Genomic DNA, 17,716 nt, shown 5'->3' with positions numbered 1-17,716 from the left:
CTCACCAACGCCAACCTCCACCCCAACGACATCGACATCATCGAAGCCCACGGCACCGGAACCACCCTCGGCGACCCCATCGAGGCACAAGCCCTGCACGAGGCGTACGGATCCGACCGCCCCGGCGACCGGCCCCTGTGGCTCGGCAGCCTCAAGAGCAACATCGGCCACACCCAGGCCGCGGCCGGCGTCGGCGGCATCATCAAGATGATCCAGGCGCTGCACCACCGGCAGCTGCCGGCCACCCTGCACGCCGACGACCCGACGCGCCACATCGACTGGGACGACACCCCGCTCAGGCTGATCACGCACGCCCGGCCCTGGCCCCGCACCGACGCGCCCCGCCGGGCCGCCGTGTCCTCCTTCGGCATCAGCGGCACCAACGCCCACGTCATCCTCGAAGAGCCGCCGGCCGCGCTCACCCACCGCCCGGCCGACCACCCTGCGCCCGAGCCCCGGCCCGAGTCCGGCCGCGTCACCTGGTACCTCTCGGCGCGGACGGAGGACGAACTCGCGCGTGCAGCGGGGCGTCTGACCGACCACGCCACCGCTCATCCCGAGGTGACCGCGGGTGCCATCGGCGACTCACTCGCCCGGCGACACCAGCACCCCTACCGCGCGGTCCTGCACGGAGCCGACCGCCACGAACTCCTCACCCAGGCACGCGCCCTGGCCACCGGGCAAGCCCACCCGGGCCTCACCACCGGACACGCCCACGACGGCAAACTCGCCGTCCTCTTCACCGGACAAGGCGCCCAATACCCCGGCATGGGACGCGACCTCGCCGAGACTCACCCCCGGTTCGGGGAACTCCTCACCGACATCGCCGGACGCTTCGACCACCACCTCGACCACCCGCTGATCGACGTCATGTGGGCAGCACCCCACACCGAACTCGCCGCTCTCCTCCACCACACCCGCTACACCCAGCCGGCCCTCTTCGCCTTCGAAACCGCGCTCTTCACCTACCTCACCGAACGCGGACTGGCACCCGACTACCTCATGGGCCACTCCATCGGCGAAGTCACCGCAGCCCACGTCGCCGGCACCCTCTCCCTCGACGACGCCATCACCCTCGTCACCACCCGCGCCCACCTCATGCAACAACTCCCCACCGACACCGGCATGCTCAGCGTCACCGCATCCGCCACCGAACTCCACGCCGTGCTCGACCGCCACCCCGAGATCGACATCGCCGGACACAACTCACCCCGACACACCACCCTCGCCGGCACCCACCACGCCCTCACCACCCTCACCCAAGACCTCGACACCGCCGGAATCACCCACCGACCCCTCACCGTCTCCGGCGCCTTCCACTCACGCCACCTCGACCCCCTCCTCCCCCAACTCACCACCACCGCCCAGAACCTCACCCACCACGCTCCCGCCATCCCCATCGTCACCAACACCACCGGTCAGATCGCCACCACCGAACAGCTCACCGACCCCCACCACTGGGCCGCCCAAGCCCGCACCGCCGTCCACTACCACCACGGCATCACCACCCTCGCCACACTCGGCGTCACCACCTACCTCGAAATCGGACCCGACACCACCCTCACCCACCTCACCCGAACCACCCTCGCCGACAACACAGACGACACCGTCGCCTGCATCGCCACCCAGAACCCGCGCGCCGAACAGACGGAGGTGTTCGACGGCGCACTGGCGACCCTTCACACCACCACCCGCCGCGGCCTGGCCCGGGTCACCTCCCCGTCCGACGGCGCACCCCCCGTCCTGCTCCCCACGTACCCCTTCACCCGCACCCGCCTCTGGCTCTCTCCCCAGCCGCAGGCGTCGGCCCGGCACCTCGGTCTCAGTGCCACCGAGCACCCGCTCCTGGCCACGGCCACCGAACTGCCGGACGGCACGCACCTGTTCACGACCACCCTGGACACGACCGCCCACCCCTGGCTGGCGGACCACACCATCGCCGGCACGGTGCTCCTGCCCGGCACGGCCCTCCTGGAGCTGGCGCTCCACGCCGGTCTGCGAACGGGCTGCGAGGAGGTGGAGGAGCTGCTCTTCCAGGTGCCGGTGGCCCTCTCCGCCGACCGGGAGAAGGTGCTGCACCTCCTGGCCGGTCCGGTCGACGACTCCGGACGTCGACCGATCACGATCTACAGTCGCGACACCGACGACGAGGCGTGGACCAGGAACGCCACCGGCACCCTGGCCACCGTCTGACACCCGCCGGCAACGCGGAGGCCCGGCCCCTGGAATTCGCCTCCAGGGGGCCGGGCCTCTCGTGTCGGGCCGAGCGCGTCAGACCGGCGTGGGGGTGGTGTCCGCGAACCTGGTGGCGGCGAACGGGCGGGCGATCTCGGGGAGTCGGCCCGTGACGACGGCCTCGGCCATCGCCTCGGCGGTGGCCGGGGTCAGCTGGACGCCGACGCGGTGGTGACCGGTGGCCAGCAGGACGTCGTCGCGCGAGGTGGGGCCGAGGATCGGCCGGCCGTCGGGTGACCCCGGGCGCAGGGCCGCGGCAGCGCCGGCGAAGTGCATGGTGGAGGCGGCGGGCAGGACCCGGCGTACGCGGTCGAGGAGGTCCGCGACGCCCTCCGCGCGTACCAGCTCGTCGTAGCCGGCATCCTCGTACGTGGCGCCGACGGCGAGTTCGCCGTCGGCGCGCGGGGCGATGTAGACGGCGCGGTCCTCGTAGCCGCATCGGACGGTGTGGTGGAGGGGCGTGTCGCCGCGCAGGCGTATCACCTGTCCCTTGTAGGGCTTGATCTCGGGAACCAGTCCTTCGGGGAGGCCGGGCAGCAGGTGGGTCCAGGGGCCCGCGGCGAGGACGAGCCGGTCGGCGCGCAGGACGGTGCCGTCGCCGAGCCGGACCGCCGGGGTGCGGGTGTCGAGGAGGAGCTCCGTGGCGGGTTCGCGGACGAGCCGGCCGCCCGCGTGCCGGAGGGCGGCGGTGAGGGCGCGGGTGAGGGAGCGGGGGTCGACGGAGCCGTCGTCGGGCGACAGCATGCCGGTGTGCGCGTCGCCGGCGAGGTGGGGTTCGAGGCGGCGGCAGTCGTCCGGGGTGAGCATCTCGTAGCGGACGCCGGCGTCGTCGGCCATCTTCCGCAGGCGGTGGAGGCCTTCGGCGGCCCGGGCGTCGTAGGCGATGTCGAGGATGCCGTTGCGCAGGTATCCGACGGGCGTCCCGGCGGCGTGGGCGAGCTCGGCGGCGAACGAGGGGTAGAGGGCGCGGGAGTGCAGGACGAGCCGGGCGAACTCGGGCCGTCCGAGGAGCATGTCGCCGGAGGGCGGGAGCAGTCCGGCGGCGACGCCCGACGCCTTGCCGCCGGGCTCGGGGTCGACGACGGTGACGTCGGTGCCGCGTTGGGCACAGCGCCAGGCGGTCGCCAGGCCGATGACGCCGCCGCCGACGATGATGACGCGCATGGGTCCTCCTCCGCTCCGCGCGGGGCGCGGAGCGGAGGAGGCCCGGGCGCCGCGCGACGGAGCATTCGGTCTGCTCCGCCGGGGCGGAGCGGTCAGTCCTGCTGGGTGAGCCGCAGCAGGTGGGCGGCCAGGGCGGCCGGGGTGCGGTGGTCGAACAGGAGCGTGGCGGGCAGCCGCAGGCCGGTCAGGGCGGCCAGCCGGCGGTTGAGGTCCACGGTGGTCAGGGAGTCGAAGCCGATGGCGGAGAACTCGGCGCCGGGTTCGACGGCGTCGGGTCCGGTGAGGGCGAGGACCCCGGCGACCTCGGTGCGGATGAGCTGCTGGAGGGCGTCGGTGCGGTCCGCCTCGGGGAGGGCGGCGAGGGTGCGGCGCAGTTCGCCGGCGTCGACCCGGGTGGCCGGCCGGGTGGGGCGCGCGGGGTCGTGGCGTCGGGGCGGGCACAGGTCGCGGAAGACGTCGGGGATCTGCGGGGAGTGCTCGCGCAGGGCGGGTTCGTGCAGGTGGACGGGGACGAGGACGGCGTCGTCACGGCCGAGGGCCGTGTCGAAGAGGGCGAGTCCGTCGGACACGCGCAGGGCGGAGATGCCGGCCCGCTCCATGCGTCTGAGGTCGGCGGCGGCGAGCTGTTCGCCCATGCCGGCCTCGTCCCACAGTCCCCAGGCGAGGGAGACGGCGTGCAGGCCGTGGGAGCGGCGGTGCTGGGCGAGGGCGTCGACGAAGGTGTTGGCGGCGGCGTAGTTGGCCTGTCCGGCGCCGCCGACGATGCCGCTCACCGAGGAGAAGAGGACGAGTTCGCAGGCGGCGGGCAGGGTCTGTACGACCTGGTGCAGGGCGAGCGCGGCGTCGACCTTGGGGCGCATGACCCGGGCGAGGCGGCGTGGTGTCATGGTGCCGACGGCGCCGTCGTCGGTGACGCCCGCGGCGTGGATCAGGGTGGTCACGGGATGCTCGGCGGGGAGGCCGGCGAGCACCTGGGTGAGCGCGTCGGCGTCGGCGACGTCGCAGGCCGCGACGGTGGCGTGGGCGCCGAGTGCGCCGAGTTCCGCGACGAGGCGGCGGGCGGCGGGGGCGTCCGGGCCGGAGCGGCTGAGCAGCAGCAGACGCTCGACGTGGTGGCGTTCGACGAGGTGGCGGGCGAGGACGCCGCCGAGGGCGCCGGTGCCGCCGGTCAGGACGACGGTGCCGTGGGCGCGTTCGGTACGGCGGGGGCGTGCGGTGTCGTCGGGGCGGGAGCGCTGCAGGCGCAGGCGCAGCAGGCTGCCGCGGCGGACGGCCATTTGGGGGTGGACGGCGTCGGGGCCGGTGAGGGCGGAGACGGCGGACACGAGGGCGCGGCGTGAACCGTCGGCCTCGTCGATGTCGACGAGTGCGAAGCGGCCGGGCTGTTCGGCCTGGCTGCTGCGGACGAGTCCCCAGACGACGGAGGCGGCGAGGCTGGTGAGGGTCTCGCCGGGTTCGCAGGCCTGGGCCTGCTGGGTGACGAAGACGAGGCGGGAGTCGGCGAGGCGGTCGTCGGTGAGCCATTCCTGGACGAGGGCGAGGCAGCGCTGGGCCTCGGCGCGTGCGTCGTCGGCGGTGTCGGTGCCGTCGGCGCAGCTGACGAGGACGACGGAGGGCACGGGGGCGCCCCGGCGCAGGGCCGTGTCCATGGTGGGGAGCGAGCTGTAGTACTCGAAGGGCTTGCCGGTGGCCTTGAGTTCGCCGGTGATGCCGAGGTGGTCGGTGCCGAGGAAGGCCCAGGGTTCGTCGGCCGCGGGGCGGGCGGGCAGTTCGGTGAGGGGCCGCCATTCGGGGCGCAGGAGGACGCCGGAGGCGCCGTTGCCGCGCAGCTGTTCGCGGCTGACGGGACGCACCATGAGGGAACGGGCGCACAGGACCGGCCGGTCGTCGGTGTCGGTGGCGGTCAGGGCGAGGTTGTCGCCCTCGGTGGGGGTGATGCGGATGCGCAGGGTGGTGGCGCCGGGGCGGTGCACGCGGACGCCCCGCCAGGCGAAGGGCAGGTAGGTGGCGTCGTCGTCCCGGTCGAGGAAGGGGATGCTCGCCGCGTGGAGTGCGGCGTCGAGCAGCGCCGGGTGCATGAGGAGGCCGGTGGCGGGCGGGGCCGGGTCGTCGAGCGGGACTTCGGCGTACACCTCGGTGCCGTGGCGCCAGGCGGCGCGGAGGAGGCGGAAGGCGGGGCCGTAGTCCATGCCGCGGGCGGTGAGGCGTTCGTAGAGGTCGGGAATGTCGACGGGTGCGCTGTCGGCGGGTGGCCAGGGCTGCGGTGCCGCGGTCGGGGCGGTGTCGGCGGGCTCGGTGCCGTGCCCGGGGTGCGCGCACCGGTGGCCGGTGGCGGCGGTGCCGCCGGGGCGGGGATCGGGGACGGTCATGGGCTTCCTTCGTGGCATGGGGGACCCGGGGGTGCCGTGCGAGTCGGTGCCGGAGCGGTGCCGGGGATCAGCCCTGCAGGGGCGGCGGGTTGGTGATCGCCGCGGTGACGTTGCCCTTGGAGTCGCCGCCGTGCTCGTCGTAGTAGCGGCAGGAGGTCTTGACGACGACGAGGGCGTCGCGGATGTCGTTGGCGTCCCACGCGACGATGTCGAGGATCTCCATCGAGCCCTGGAAGAACCGGCCGCGCATGGGCACGCGGAAGGAGCTGGAGAAGTCGGTGATGAGGATGTCGCCGAGCTGCCGGTGCCAGAAGTCGTCCATGCCCCACTGGTTGAACGGTTCGGTGAGGGCGTCCTGCACGGACTTGGCGATGAGGTAGTAGGCCATCTGGTTGTAGCAGATGTTGAACTCGACGGAGTTGAAGTGCCCGGTGTCGTCGATGTAGCACGACTCGGGGATCTCGAAGGTGCAGTCGGCCGCGAGCCGGCCGCCGTCGTTCGGGTTGCCGTCGACGATCACGTCGGCGGTCTTGAGGTACTCGCACCGCTTGGCGCGGTAGGGGGTGAGCACCCGGTGGAGGAGTGCTTCGTCGGTGGGCAGGCGGCGGGCCGTGGGGCTGTCGGCGCGCTCCGCGGTGCGCGGCACGAGGGTCGTCATGACTCGGGTCTCCAGCTCGTACGGTGAGGGTGTCGGGCGGGATCGGGGCCGGTCAGCTGCTGCGCTTGCGCTGTGCGGCGAGCAGCAGTTCCTCGACGCTCATGGTCTGCAGCGCGGCGGCGGGCGTGCGGGGCTCCCCGGCCGTCTCGCCGGGTGTGCGGGCGTCCGGGGTGCCGGTCTCGGGCGGGGTGGCGTCCTGGCCGGCGGCGGCCCCGGCGGTTCCGGGGCCTTCGGGGCTCAGCGCGAGGAGGGCGTCGAGGAGTCCGGCGGTGCGCAGCGCCGACAGCGGGATGGCGGAGATCACGGCCCGCAGGGTGTCGTCGGCGTGCTCGGCGGCCAGGGCCTCGATGTCCGGGGCGAGTTCGGCGAGCAGGAAGCCGGCGAGGTCGGCGGGGGTCGGGTAGTCGAAGGTCATGGTGGCGGGCAGCCGGGTCCCGATGGCGGCGCTGAGCCCGTTGCGCAGTTCGATCGCGGCGAGCGAGTCCATGCCGAAGGCGGTGAACGGCGTGTCGGGGTCGATGGCCGCCGGGTCGTCGTGCCGGACGTGGGCGACGTGCTGCCGTACGAGGTCCAGGACGAGGGCGGGTCGTCGCTCGGGGTCGGCGGCGGCGAGCCGCCGGGCGATCGGTTCGTCGGCGGCGGCCGGGCCGGGGGTGCCGGCGCCGTCGCCGGTACGGGCCGGCGGGGCGACGAGGTCCCGGAGCAGGGCCGGGAGGCGGTCGTAGCCGGCCCGCAGGGCGGCGAGGTGGAGCCGGAGCGGGACGAGCAGCGCGTCGGGGCGGGCCAGCGCGTCGTCGAGCATGGCGAGGCCCTCGTCGGTGGGCAGGGCGGCGCTGCCGGCGAGCTCCAGTCGGGTGAGGTCGGCGGCGGAGAGGGTGCCGCCCATGCCGTCCGCCTCGGCCCACAGGCCCCAGGCGAGGGACTGGCCGGGCAGTCCGGCCTCCTGCCGGTGTGCGGCGAGCGCGTCGAGGAAGGTGTTCGCCGCCGCGTAGTTGGCCTGGCCCGCTCCGGACACCAGTCCGCTGGCGGAGGAGTAGAGGACGAAGTGGGTGAGGGGGTGGTGACGGGTGAGGTCGTGGAGGTGCCAGGCGGTGTCGGCTTTGGTGCGCAGGACGGGGTGGGTGCGGTCGGGGGTGAGGTCGGTGAGGAGGGCGTCGTCGAGGGTGCCGGCGAGGTGGAAGACGGCGGTGAGGGGGTGGTGTGGGGGGATGGTGTCGAGGAGGCGGGCGGTGGTGTCGCGGTCCGTGAGGTCGGTGGCGGTGATGTGGACGGTGGCGCCGAGGGCCTGGAGGTCGGTGGCGAGGCGGTCGGCGCCGGGGGCGGCGGGGCCGCGGCGGCTGGCGAGGAGCAGGTGGCGTACGCCGTGCCGGGTGACGAGGTGGCGGGCGAGCATCGCTCCCAGACCGCCCGTCCCGCCCGTCACCAGGACCGTGCCCTCGGGGTCGAACGGCTTCGGGTCCGGCGTGGGGTCGGTCACCGGGGCGAGCCGGGGTACCGAGCACCGGCCGCCGCGGACGCGGACCTCGAACGCCCCGGAGGCGGCGGCCGCCGGCACGGCGGCGTGCGAGGCGGGGTCGGTGTCGACGTCGACCAGGCCGAGACGGCCGGGGTGTTCGGCCTCGGCCGCGCGCACCAGCCCGGCGACGGGGCCGGCCGCGAGCCCGCCGGTCACGACGACCAGCCGGCTGCCGGCGAGGGCGGGCTCGGCGAGGAACCGCTGGAGCTCCTCCAGGACGCGTCCGGTGACGGCGTGGAGGGACTCCGGCAGACCGGTGTCGTCCGTCGGGCAGCCGAGCAGCAGCAGCGCGGGCGGATTGCCGGGGGCGTCCGCGAGCGAGGCGATGTCGGGGGCGACGGGGGCGGCGAGTCCGAAGCCGGCCCCGGGCGGACCGACCACGGCCCATGCGCCGCCGTCGGCGGGGACGTCGAGGGGCTGGTGGTCCACCCGGTACAGCGGGCTGCGGCGGGCCTCGGCGAGCTGCTGTGCGCTGACCGGGCGGCCGCGCACGGACCGCACCGTGGCGACGGGCGCGCCGTCGGTGTCGTAGAGGTGCAGCGAGCTGTGTTCGGCGCCGGTGGCGCGGTGGAGGTGGACGCGGACCGCGGCCCGGCCGGGACGGCGGACGTGGACGCCCTCCCAGGCGAAGGGGATCAGGGTCTCGCCGGTCCGCCCGCCGCCCAGTGACTCGACGTGCAGGGCGGCGTCGAGGAGGGCGGGGTGCAGGCGGTGGCGGCCGGCGTCGGCCGGCTCCGGCAGTGCCACGTCGGCGTACAGGTCCTCGCCGTCGGCCCAGGCGGCGCGCAGGCCCTGGAACAGCGGGCCGTAGTGGTAGCCCTGGGCGGCGAGGCGGGCGTAGGCGTCGGTGACGTCGAGGGCCGTCGCGCCCGGCGGCGGCCAGGCGGCCGGGGCCACGTCCGGGGTCTCGGGCGCCGCGGCGAGCGTGCCGCCGGCGTGCCGGGTCCAGGTCGTCCGGCCGTCGGTTCGGGAGTGCACCGCGACGGAGCGGTGGCCCGCGGCGTCGGGTTCCCCGACGACGACGTGGACGGTGACCGATCCGTCGGCGGGCACGACCAGCGGCGCTTCCAGGGTCAGCTCCTCGACCGTGGGCGCGCCGGTCTCCTCGCCCGCCGCGAGGGCGAGTTCGACGAAGCCGGTGCCGGGCAGGAGGGTGACGCCGTGGACGGCGTGGTCCGCGAGCCAGGGGTGCCGTCCCGCGCCGAGACGGCCGGTGAGCACGGTCCGGCCGGTGTCGGGGTCGGGCACGGCGGCGGTGAGCAGCGGGTGGGTGAGGGCGTCCAGGCCGGCGCCGGTGACGTCGTGGGCCGCGGTGCCGGCGTCGATCCAGAAGCGGCGGCGCTGGAAGGCGTAGGTGGGCAGGACGAGTTCGGGGTCGTCGGGCGCGTCGGCGAGGACGGCGGCCCAGTCGGGCTCGATCCCGGCGGTGAAGGCGCTCCCCAGGCCGGTGGCCAGTTCGCCGGCCTCGTCGCGGCCGGCGCGCTGGAGGTGCACGAAGGCGGTGCCGGCGGCGTCGGCGAGCGTCTCGCGGGCCAGTGCGGTCAGGGTGGCGTCGGGGCCGATCTCGACGAAGCGGGTCACGCCGCCGTGGTGGAGGGCGGTGACGCCGTCGGCGAAGCGGACGGCGCGGCGGACGTGCTCGACCCAGTAAGCGGGGTCGGTGAGTTCGCCGGGGCCGGCCGGGCGGCCGGTGACGTCGGAGACGAAGGTCAGTTCCGGTTCGCGGTAGTCGACGCTCGCCGCGACCTCGGCGAAGTCGGCCAGCATCGGCTCCATCATCCGGGAGTGGAAGGCGTGGGAGACGGTGAGCCGCTTGTGCCGTACGCCGTCCTCGGCGGCCCTTTCGGCGGCCTGGCGGACGTCCGGTCCGGGGCCGGAGACGACCACGGAGGTGGGCGTGTTGACCGCGGCGAGGTCCAGGCCGAGGCCCTTGGTGAGGCGGGCGGCGTGCTCCTCGGTGGTGTTCAGGGCGAGCATGGCGCCGCCGGGCAGGGCCTGCATGAGGCGTCCCCGGGCGGCGACCAGGCGGGCGGCCGCGTCGAGGTCGAGGACTCCGGCGACGTGGGCGGCGGCCAGGGCTCCGACGGAGTGCCCGAGTACGGCGTCGGGGCGCAGCCCCCAGTGCCGCAACGCGCCGGCGAGGCCGGCCTGGACGGCGAACAGGCCGGGTTGTGTCCAGGCCGTACGGTCCAGGTCGCCGCTGCCGCCGGTGTCCCACAGGACGTCGCGCAGCGGGGAGTCGAGGTGCCGGTCGAGGGCGGCGCAGGCGGCGTCGAAGGCCTCGCGGAAGGGCGGGCAGTGGGCGTGCAGCCCGCGGCCCATGCCGGCCCACTGGGAGCCCTGGCCGGTGAACAGCCAGCCGACCCGTCCGGTCCGGCTGCGGCCGGCCACGGCGGCCCGGCCGGCCGCGATCTCCCGGAGTCCGGCCAGGAGTTCGGCGGGGGTGGTGCCGACGGCGACGGCGCGGTGGGGCTGGGCGTTGCGGCCGAGGGCGAGTCTGCGGGCGACCGCGCCGGTCAGAAGGGCGGGGGCGCCGTCGAGTGCGGTGTGCAGCCGGGCGGCCTGGTCGCGCAGGGCCTGCTCGCTGTGTCCGGACAGCGGCCAGCAGACCGGCGCGGCCGGGGTGGCGTCGGCGGCCGGCGCGGGCGGCGGTTCCACGGATTCCAGGATCACGTGGGCGTTGGTGCCGCTGACGCCGAAGGACGACACGGCGGCCCGGCGGGGGCGGCCGACCCGCGGCCAGCTGCGGGGGGCGGTGAGCAGTTCGACGTTGCCGGCGGTCCAGTCGACCTGGGTCGACGGGGTGTCGACGTGCAGGGTGGCGGGCAGTACGCCGGCGCGCATGGCAAGGATCATCTTCATGACGCCGGCGACGCCCGCCGCCGCCTGGGCGTGCCCGATGTTGGACTTGATCGAGCCGAGGTAGAGGGGGTCGCCGGGCCGGTCCTGGCCGTAGGTGGCGAGCAGCGCCTGGGCCTCGATGGGGTCGCCGAGCCGGGTGCCGGTGCCGTGGCCCTCGACGGCGTCGACGTCGGCGGGGCCGAGTCCGGCGGCGGCCAGGGCCTGCTGGATGACCCGTTGCTGGGAGGGGCCGTTGGGGGCGGTGAGGCCGTTGGAGGCGCCGTCCTGGTTGACGGCGGAGCCGCGGACGACGGCCAGCACCGGGTGGTTGTTGCGGCGGGCGTCGGAGAGGCGTTCCAGGAGCAGCATGCCGGCGCCCTCGCCCCAGCCGGTGCCGTCGGCGGCGTCGGCGAAGGACTTGCAGCGGCCGTCGGCGGCCAGGCCGCGCTGGAGGCTGAAGTCGGTGAAGGTCTCGGGGGTCGCCATCACGGTGACGCCGCCGGCCAGGGCGAGGGTGCACTCGCCGCGGCGCAGCGCCTGCATCGCCCAGTGCAGGGCGACCAGGGAGGAGGAGCAGGCGGTGTCGACGGAGACGGCGGGCCCTTCGAGGCCGAGGACGTAGGCGACCCGGCCGGAGGCGACGCTGGCGGAGCTGCCGTTGGTGAGGTAGGGGGCGAGGTCGTCGGGGACGTCCCGCAGCCGGCTGGCCCAGTCGTGGTACATGACGCCGGCGAAGACCCCGGTGCGGCTGCCGTGCAGGCTGCCGGGGTCGATGCCGGCGCGTTCGACGGCCTCCCAGGAGGTTTCCAGGAGCAGCCGCTGCTGCGGGTCGACGGCGAGGGCCTCGCGGGGGCTGATGCCGAAGAATTCGGCGTCGAAGTCGGCGGCGTCGTGGAGGAAGCCGCCCTCCCGGACGTAGGTCTTGCCGGTGCGGCCGACCTCGGGGTCGTACAGATCGGCGGTGTTCCAGCCGCGGTCGACGGGGAACGGCGAGATGCCGTCGACGCCGTCGGCGACGAGCCGCCACAGCTCCTCGGGGGTGGTCACGCCGCCGGGGTAGCGGCAGGCCATGCCGACGACGGCGATCGGGTCGTCGTCGAGCGGTACGGAAACCTCCTCGGCGGTGTCCGCGGCGTCGGTGGGGGCCAGCAGGGCGAGCACGTGGTCGGCCAGGGCCGTCGGGGTGGGGTAGTCGAAGATCAGGGAGGACGGCAGGCGCAGTCCGGTGGCCGTGCCGAGCGCGTTGCGCAGTTCGATGGCGCCGAGCGAGTCGAAGCCGACCTCGCTGAACGGGCGGCGGGGGTCGATGGCGCCGCCGTGCTCGTGTCCGAGGACGGCTGCGGCGTGCCGGGTGACCAGGTCCAGGACGACGGGGCGGCGGTCCCGCTCGGTGAGGGCGGCGAGGCGGCGGGCGAGTTCGCCGCCCGCCGGGTCGCCCGCGGCGCCGGGCGCGCCGGGCGTCGTGCGCGGCCGGCGCGGGACGAGGGTGCCGAGCACGGACGGCAGGGGGCCGGTGCGGGCCCGCAGGGCGGGCAGGTCGAGCCGGACGGGCAGCACCACGGGGGTGTCGCGGGTGAGCGCGTCGTCGAAGAGGACGAGGCTCTGTTCGGCGGTGAGCGGGGTCACGCCGGAGCGCCGGGAGCGGCGCAGGGTGACCTCGTCGAGCCGGCCGCCCATGCCCTCGTCGCCGGCCCACAGGGCCCAGGCCAGGGAGGTGGCGGGCAGGCCGAGGGTCCTGCGGTGTTCGGCGAGCCGGTCCAGGAAGGCGTTGGCGGCCGCGTAGTTGGACTGGCCGGCCGCGTCCATGGTGGCGGCGGCCGAGGAGAACAGGACGAAGGCGGCGAGGTCGGCGTCGCGGGTGAGTTCGTGCAGGTGCCAGGCGCCGTCGACCTTGGCCGCGAAGACGCTGTCGACGTCGTCGGCGCCGAGGGTGGTGACGGCGCCGTCGGCGATGACGCCGGCCGTGTGCACGACGCCGGTCAGCGGCCGGCCGGGGTCGATGCCGGCGAGCAGCCGGGCCACGGCGTCGCGGTCGCCGACGTCGCAGGCCTCGACGCGTACGGCGGCTCCGGCCGTCCGCAGTTCCTCGGCGAACTCGGTGGCGCCCGGGGCTCGTTCGCCGGAACGGCTGGTCAGGATCAGGGAGCGCACGCCGTGCCGGGTGACCAGGTGACGGGCCACGCGGCGGCCGAGGCCGCCGGTGCCGCCGGTGATCAGCACGGTGCCGTCGGTCCAGGGTGCGGTGGTGTCGGCGTCGGCGTCGGCGTCGGGCAGCCGGGTCAGCCGGGCCGCGTGCGGCGCGCCGTCGCGGATCGCCAGCTGGTCCTCGCCCCGGCCGGGATCGAGCGCGGCGGCGAGCGCGGCGGTCAACTGCGCGCTCTCGGCACCGGGTTCGGTGTCGAGGAGGAGGAACCGTCCGGGGTGTTCGGCCTGGGCGGCGCGGACCAGGCCCCACACGGGGGCGGCGGCCAGTCCGCGGACGGAGTCGGCGCCGGCGGCGACGGCGCTCTCGGTGACGAAGGCCAGCCGGAGCGTGCCCAGGTCGGTGTCGAGCGCCTCCTGCAGCAGGGCGAGGACCTGGAGGGTGGCGGCGCGGGCGGCCGCCGGGGTGGCGTCCTCACCGGTGCGGACGAACACGACGGCGGCGTCGGGCGCTTCGGCCCCCTCGGCGAGGGCCGCCCGCAGTGCGGCGAGGTCGGGGTGGTGCTCGCCGGGCAGCGGCACGGCCGGGGTGCCGAGCAGGGCCAGCCGGGGCGTGCCCGTACCGGCGGGGATCCGTTCCCAGCGCACCTGGTAGAGCGGGCGGTGGGGGCGGGCGGCGCCCAGGGGGCGTTCCACGACGGTCTCGACGGTGGCGGCGGGTCCGCCGGCGGCGTCGGTCAGCTCGGCGTGCAGGCCGCCGGTGGTGCGCTCCAGCCGGACGCGCAGCGAGGTGGCGCCGGGGGCGTGGACGGTGACGCCGTCGAGGGAGAAGGGGATGCGGGTGCCGCCCGCGTCGGGGGCGGGCAGGAAGTCGGCGGCGTGGAAGGCCGAGTCCAGCAGGGCGGGGTGCACGAGGAACCGTTCGGCCCCCGCCCGCGTGGTCTCGTCGAGCGCCACCTCCGCGAGGACCCGGTCGCCCAGCCGCCAGGCGGCCCGCAGATTGCGGAAGGCCGGACCGAAGCCGTATCCGGCGTCGGCGCGGTCGGCGTAGAAGGCGTCGAGGTCGAGGGGTTCGGCACCGGCCGGCGGCCAGGCCCCGGACCGGCCGTCGGACCCGGGCCGCGCGGCGGGCGCGCCGCTCCCGGCGGGCGCGCCCGGACCGGCCGTGACGAGGGCGCGTGCGTGGGTCACCCAGTTCTCGGAGGCGGGGTCCAGGCACGAGACCCGGACCTCCCGGCGCCCGTCGGGACCGGGTGCGGCGACCCTGACCTGCACGGGGACCGACGCGTCGTCGGACAGCGTCAGCGGGGCCTGCACGAGGAGTTCGTCGACCCGCGGGCAGTCCACGGCCAGCCCGGCCCGCAGCACCAGCTCCAGCCAGCCGGTGCTGGGCAGGATCCGCTCCCCGGCGATGACGTGGTCGCGCAGCCACGGCTGTGTACGGGCCGAGAGCAGGCCCGTCAGCAGGGTGCCGTCGTCGTCGGCGAGGGAGATCTGGGCGGTGAGCAGCGGGTGGTGCAGCGGCGTGAGTCCGGCGCCGCCGACGTCGGGCGTGGTCGGGAGGTCCAGCCAGTAGCGGCGCCGCTGGAAGGCGTAGGTGGGCAGGGGGACGGCCCGGGCGCCGGGGAACAGGGCGGCGCCGTCGACGGCCGCGCCGCGCACCCAGGCCGCGCCGACCGCGTCGAGCAGGTCGTGTTCCTCGTCGCGTCCGGCGCGCAGCGTGGCCAGCGCGACGACGTCGTCCGCGGTGTCGGGCAGGCAGCCGGGGGTCAGCGCGGTGAGGACGGCGTCGGGGCCGATCTCCAGGAACGTGGTCGCCCCGGCGTCGTGGAGGTGGCGTACGGCGTCGGCGAAGCGCACGGTGCCGCGGACGTGCCGGACCCAGTGGCCGGCGTCGGGCGCGGCCGGGGCGCCGGTCAGGGTGGAGACGAGCGGGATGCCGGGCTCGGCGTGGGTCATCGCCTCGGCGACGCGCCGGAACTCGTCGAGCATCGGCTCCATCAACGGCGAGTGGAACGCGTGCGAGACGCGCAGCCGCCGGGTGCGGCGGCCCTGGTCGGCGAAGTGGCGCTCGATGCGCGCCACTTCGTCCTCTGCGCCGGAGACGACGACGGACCTCGGCCCGTTGACGGCGGCGACGGACACGGAGTCGCCGAGCAGCGGCAGCACCTCGTCCTCGCTCGCGGTCACGGCGCTCATCGCGCCGCCGGCCGGGAGTTCCTGCATCAGCCGGCCGCGCGCGACGGCCAGCATCGCGGCGTCGGGCAGCGAGAGCGTCCCCGCGACGTGGGCGGCGGCCAGTTCGCCGACGGAGTGGCCGGCGACGAAGTCGGGCCGCAGGCCCCACGACTCGACGAGCCGGTAGAGCGCGACCTCCAGGGCGAACAGCGCGGGCTGGGCGTATTCGGTGGTGTCGAGGAGTGCCGCCTCCGGCGTGCCCTCGGCCGCGAACACGACATCGGCGAGCGGCCGCTCGAGGAGCAGGTCCAGGTGGTCGGCGACGACGTCGAAGTGGTGGGCGAACAGGGGGTGGCGCTCGTGGAGCAGCCGGCCCATGCCCAGGCGCTGGGCGCCCTGGCCGGTGAAGAGGACGGCGAGCGAGCCGTGGGCGACGCGGCCGGTGGGCCCCTCCCCCGCGGCGAAGGCGGTGAGCCGGGCGCGAGCGTGGTCGGCGTCGTCGGCGAGGACCACCGCCCGGTGGTCGTGGGCGGCACGGGTGGTCGCGAGGGAGAAGGCGACGTCGCGGAGGTCGGTGTCCTCGGCGGACGCCCCGGTGAGCCGCTCGGCGAGGCGGGCGGCCTGGGCGCGCAGCGCCGCCTCCCCGCGGGCGCTGAGCAGCAGGGGGACGGGGCGTGGGGCGCCGGGGCGCGGGGTCGGGGCGGGCGGGGCGGGCGGCTCCTCCAGGACGACGTGCGCGTTGGTTCCGCTGGCGCCGAAGGAGGACACGCCGGCCCGGCGCGGGCGGTCCTCGCGCGGCTCCCACGGCCGGGACGCCGTCGCGAGCCGTACGGTGCCGGCCGACCAGTCCACGTGGGGGGTCGGGTTCTCGGCGTGCAGGGTGGCGGGCAGCACGCCGTGCCGCATCGCCATGGCCGCCTTGATGACGCCCGCGACGCCCGCGGCGGCGCCGGTGTGCCCGATGTTGGACTTCACCGAGCCGAGCCACAGGGGTTCCCCGGCCGAGTGGTCGCGCCCGTAGGTGTCGAGGATCGCGCGGGCCTCGATGGGGTCGCCGAGCCGGGTGCCGGTGCCGTGCGCCTCGACGACGTCGACCTGGTCGCCGGTGAGCCCGGCGTCCGCGAGGGCCTGCCGGATGACCTTCTTCTGCGCCTGGCCGCTGGGGGCGGTGAGCCCGTTGCTGGCGCCGTCCTGGTTGATGGCGGTGCCGCGCACCACGGCGAGGACGGGGTGACCCGCCTTGACGGCGTCGTCGAGTCGTTCCAGGACGAGCATGCCGGAGCCCTCGGCGAAGGCGGTGCCGTCCGCCTCCGCGGCGAAGGCCTTGCAGCGGCCGTCGGCGGCCAGGCCGCGCTGCCTGCTGAAGGTGGTGAAGGTGCCGGGGCTGGAGATGACGGCGACGCCTCCGGCCAGCGCCAGGCCGCACTCGCCGCGGCGGAGCGCCTGCACGGCGAGGTGCAGGGCGGTGAGCGAGCCGGAGCAGGCGGTGTCGACGGTGAGGGTGGGCCCTTCCAGGCCGAGGGTGTAGGCGACGCGCCCGGAGACGACGCTGGGCAGGTTGCCGAGGAGCAGGTGGGCGTCGACCCCGTCGGGCGCCTCGTGGGTGCGGGGGCCGTACTCGTGCGGTTCGACACCGACGAACACGCCGGAGCGGCTGCCGCGCAGGGTCGTCGGGTCGATGCGGGCGTGCTCCAGCGCCTCCCACGCGGTCTCCAGGACGAGACGCTGCTGCGGGTCCATGGCGACGGCCTCCTTCGGCCCGATGCCGAAGAACTCCGCGTCGAAGTCGCCCGCGTCGGGGAGGAATCCGCCCTTGCGGACGTAGCTGGTGCGGGGCGCGTCCGGGTCGGGGTCGAAGAGGGCGTCCAGGTCCCAGCCGCGGTCCTCGGGGAAGTCGCCGACGACGTGCCGGCCGCCGGCGACCACCCGCCACAGGTCGTCGGGGGACGCGATCCCGCCGGGGTAGCGGCAGCCGATGCCGACGATCGCGACGGGTTCGTCGTCGCGGATCCGGTGCGGCTCCGGTGCGGGCGCCTCCTCCGGGGTGCCGAGGAGCCGGGCCCGCAGGTAGCGCGCGAGCAGGGCGGGCCGCGGGTACTCGAAGCCCACCGTGACGGGCAGGTCGAGCCCGGTCCTGGCGACCAGCCGCGCGTGCAGCTCCACGAGGCCCAGCGAGTCGAGCCCGAGGTCGCGGAACGGGCGCTCGGGGTCGATCTCGCCCTCGGCCTCCGGGTCGGTGCGGAGCCGGATCTCGTGCAGCTGCTCGCGCAGCAGCCGGGTCAGTTCCGCGCTCGTCGCGGCGTTCGGCTGCGGAGTGGTGGCACCGCGCTCCTCGTGGGAGCCGGCGTCATCGGCGGGGTTCACTGGGCTGTCACCTCGACACCTCGGGTTCCGACGGGAAGAGCGGGTGCGTCTCGCGGCTCGACGGTAGCTTTCGGCGGGAATCCGCCCCACCCCTGCGATTGGGACTACTCCCCCTAGGGGCCGCCCCCCGGGCGCGGGGCCGGACGGGCCGAGGGAGCGGCGGTCCGGGGCGGGGCCGCGGAAGCGGGGTCCGGGGCGGGGCGGGGGGCGGGGCGGGGGCCGGCGACGGCGCCGCAGAGGCAGGCACCC

At 75.8% G+C, this 17,716-nt stretch carries 5 protein-coding genes; 1 reads left to right on the top strand and 4 read right to left on the bottom strand.

All coding sequences use genetic code 11. The annotated features are described in order from the left end of the window. The coding region (locus tag ACGF1Z_RS34405; RefSeq protein WP_393010394.1) for an acyltransferase domain-containing protein at nucleotides 1-2,193 on the top strand (2,193 nt) is incomplete at its 5' end. A gap of 78 nt (nucleotides 2,194-2,271) precedes the next feature. Here the strand turns inward: ACGF1Z_RS34405 and thiO are convergent. The 4 genes from thiO to ACGF1Z_RS34385 all read right to left on the bottom strand — a co-directional run bounded on the left by thiO (nucleotide 2,272) and on the right by ACGF1Z_RS34385 (nucleotide 17,467). Then, complete coding sequence (gene thiO, locus ACGF1Z_RS34400; RefSeq protein ID WP_393010392.1) at nucleotides 2,272-3,399, bottom strand: glycine oxidase ThiO; 1,128 nt, start codon at nucleotides 3,397-3,399, stop codon at nucleotides 2,272-2,274. 92 nt (nucleotides 3,400-3,491) lie between these two features. Continuing rightward, the gene (locus tag ACGF1Z_RS34395) at nucleotides 3,492-5,768 is read right to left on the bottom strand and encodes a type I polyketide synthase (RefSeq protein WP_393010390.1); all 2,277 of its coding nucleotides are present in this window, start codon (nucleotides 5,766-5,768) and stop codon (nucleotides 3,492-3,494) included. A gap of 67 nt (nucleotides 5,769-5,835) precedes the next feature. After that, the gene (locus tag ACGF1Z_RS34390) at nucleotides 5,836-6,426 is read right to left on the bottom strand and encodes an FcoT family thioesterase (RefSeq protein WP_393010388.1); all 591 of its coding nucleotides are present in this window, start codon (nucleotides 6,424-6,426) and stop codon (nucleotides 5,836-5,838) included. 52 nt (nucleotides 6,427-6,478) lie between these two features. Then, nucleotides 6,479-17,467 carry a type I polyketide synthase gene (locus tag ACGF1Z_RS34385; RefSeq protein WP_393010386.1) on the bottom strand — a complete coding sequence of 3,663 codons (10,989 nt, stop codon included), beginning with the start codon at nucleotides 17,465-17,467 and terminating at the stop codon, nucleotides 6,479-6,481. Between the last annotated feature and the right edge of the window lie 249 nt (nucleotides 17,468-17,716).

The sequence above is a fragment of the Streptomyces sp. NPDC048018 genome, assembly GCF_043202995.1.
In the GTDB taxonomy this organism is placed as follows: domain Bacteria; phylum Actinomycetota; class Actinomycetes; order Streptomycetales; family Streptomycetaceae; genus Streptomyces.
Note: the sequence above shows the minus strand (reverse complement) of the source record. Positions and strands in the feature narration are given on the sequence as shown.